The 2489-nt window shown below is 71.4% G+C and carries 4 protein-coding genes; 2 read left to right on the forward strand and 2 right to left on the reverse strand.

Features of this window, described 5'->3' with window-relative positions; translation table 11 throughout:
* Positions 1 to 708, forward strand: a 708-nt coding sequence (locus tag AC13HU_RS35595) for a DUF5753 domain-containing protein (RefSeq protein ID WP_483046138.1), incomplete at its 5' end; no start/stop codon positions are given.
* A gap of 150 nt (positions 709 to 858) precedes the next feature.
* A complete protein-coding gene (locus tag AC13HU_RS35600) occupies positions 859 to 1239 on the forward strand; it encodes a hypothetical protein (RefSeq protein ID WP_483046139.1) in 381 nt (126 codons plus the stop codon).
* A 45-nt stretch (positions 1240 to 1284) separates the two neighbouring features.
* Here the strand turns inward: AC13HU_RS35600 and AC13HU_RS35605 are convergent, their stop codons facing one another.
* Positions 1285 to 1827 carry a GNAT family N-acetyltransferase gene (locus AC13HU_RS35605; protein ID WP_483046140.1) on the reverse strand — a complete coding sequence of 181 codons (543 nt, stop codon included), beginning with the start codon at positions 1825 to 1827 and terminating at the stop codon, positions 1285 to 1287.
* Between the two features lie 112 nt (positions 1828 to 1939).
* Positions 1940 to 2489, reverse strand: a 550-nt coding sequence (locus AC13HU_RS35610) for a fructosamine kinase family protein (protein ID WP_483046141.1), incomplete at its 5' end; no start/stop codon positions are given.

The raw sequence follows: 2489 nt of genomic DNA on the forward strand, positions 1-2489 counted from the left end.
ATGCAGACCTCTTCGGCGAACAACTCGAACGACTCGGACGGCCCGGACAGCCCGGACAGCCCAGAGCGCGCGGAATACGCAGAGCACCGGGACGGCCCTTGGGACAGCATGCTCCAACGAGGCACCGGCCCCGTGCAGGAGAGCTTCCTCGACCTGGTCAGGAACACCCGCGACTACGTCGGCTACTCCCCCGATGTTGTCTGGGGGAACCTCCAGACCCCCGCCTACGCCGCCGCCATGCTGCGGCTGGTCGTCGACTTCCACGAGATCCCCGACGACATCGAGGCCGGCGTCGCCGCACGGACCGCCCGCGCGGCGTACATCGGCCGCGACGGCCGCACCTTCCATGTCCTGCTCGGCGAGCAGGCGCTGCTGACGAACATCGGCGGACCCGGCGTGATGCGCGAGCAGTTGACGCGCCTGGCGGAAGCGACCGAGCTCCCCGGGCTCACGCTCGGGATCATCCCGGCCCGCGCCCACCGCCATATCTACCCGGGTGACGGCTTCTCCCTCTTCGACGACCGCCACGCGGAGGTCGAGGGTTTCCGGGGCGCCGAGACCATCACCGATCCGGCGCGACTCCCGGTGTTCCGCAAGGCGTTCGGCCTGCTGCGGCGGTCAGCGGTCTACGGGCCGGAGGCACGCGAGCTGATCGCGCGGGCGGCGGCCGCGTTCGACCGCGACGAGCACGGACCGGCCGACAACTGACCGTTCCACCGTGAGTGCCTGCTTTCGATCCCGGACGAGCGTTCGCCCCGCTCGGAACTCGAACGGTGCCTGGTGCCCACAAGCTCGCTATGCTGTCCGCGCATGAACCCGATACCGATCTTTCAGCTGCCGCCCGATTCCCCGCCGGCCGTGGGCATTTCCGAGGACTGGGCGCTGCTCCCGTTGCGGGTGCCGGCCGGTTGGCACGTCATCCACAACGGACTGTCGGTACGGCGGCTGCCGGACGGAAGGGTCGAGGCCAACGACTCCGAGGACCTGTACTGGGCGCGAACCGTACGACCGCCGTGGCTGACCGAGCAGGACGTGGCGGAGGAGGGCGGGCTGCGGGCTCGGGAGATCAACGTAGACGCCGGCTGGTACAGCGGCTGCGGCTTCCGTGTCGTCGTCCTCGACCCCGGGTGGGATGATGTGCGGGCTTCCCACACCACTTCCGATCTCGGCGAGTTCGTCGCGACCTTGGAGGGGTGGATGCGGATCATCACCCAGCGAGGCAAGCTCCCTGAGTCGTAGGCCCGTCTTCCGAAGATTTCCTGACGCCACGTCAGGCAACGGCGGTTACCGGGCGGGCCGCGCGGAGGGCTGCGCGGAGGGCTGTGCGGCGCCCGGGTCCGGCCGTACCTCGTTCTCATCCGGCGCCAACTCCAGCTCCCCGACCGGCTGTTCCCCGGACATCTCCCCCGTCGGCCGGAACCCGAGCTTCAGGTAGAAGCTCTCGGGACCGTCGGCGCCCGCGTGCCAGGTAGTGGTCAGCCGGGTGCCGCCGCGGCGGCGGATCTCGGCGGCCACGGACTCGACCGCGAACCGCCCGTAGCCCCGCCCCTGTTCCTCGGCCGCGATGTTGAGCCGCCACAGGCCCGAGCGGATGTCGACGCCCTTGTCGTCGGCCTCGAAGTCGATGTCGAAGAAGGCCATCAGGAAGCCGACCGGCCGGTCCCCGTCGAGGATCAGGCGCGGCCAGGCGATCCCGGGATGCAGATACGCCTCGGCAAGGGAGTTGACCACCGGTGTGACCAGGTGCTCCTGGTCGGGGCGCACCTTGAGACCGATCGCGGTCTCGAAGTTCGCGACGGTGATCTCCGCCAGTCGAAGTGTCGTCATACAGGAACCGTAGACCAGCGGATCAAACGGTTTTCCGGCCGCCGCATGACCGCGCACGGGCGGCCGCCCTCTTCCGCCCGGCAGCTCACACCGACCGCGAAGCCCCGACCACTCACCCGGACAGCGCCGACCGGGCCGCCGCCAGGGCCTGTTCGCCGTAGCCGCGGCCGAAGAGCACCGTGTGGACGAGGAGCGGGAAGAGCTGGTGGAGGGGGACGCGGGAGCGCCGGCCCGGCGCGAGCGGCGCGGCCTCGTGGTAGGCGTCGAGCACGCGTTCCAGGTGCGGGCAGCCGAAGAGTTGCAGCATCGCCAGGTCGGTCTCGCGGTGGCCGCCGTGCGCGGCGGGGTCGATCAGCCAGGTGTCGCCGTCGGCGCCCCACAGGACGTTGCCGCTCCAGAGGTCGCCGTGCAGGCGGGCGGGCGGCTCGGCGGGGCCGGCGAGGTCGGGCAGTTGGTCGCAGACGCGTTCCACGACGGCCGCCTCGGCGGGCCGCAGCGTGCCGTTGTCGACGGCGAGTTGGAGGTAGGGCAGCACGCGGTGCTCGGCGTACCAGCTCGGCCAGTCGGGGCCGGTCGCGTTGCGCATCGGCGCGGCGCCGATGTACGCGTCCTCGGGTCCGCCCGGCGGCGGGGCGCCGAACGCGGGGGCGCCGGCGGCGTGC

It is taken from the genome of Streptomyces sp. NH27 (genome assembly GCF_056859195.1).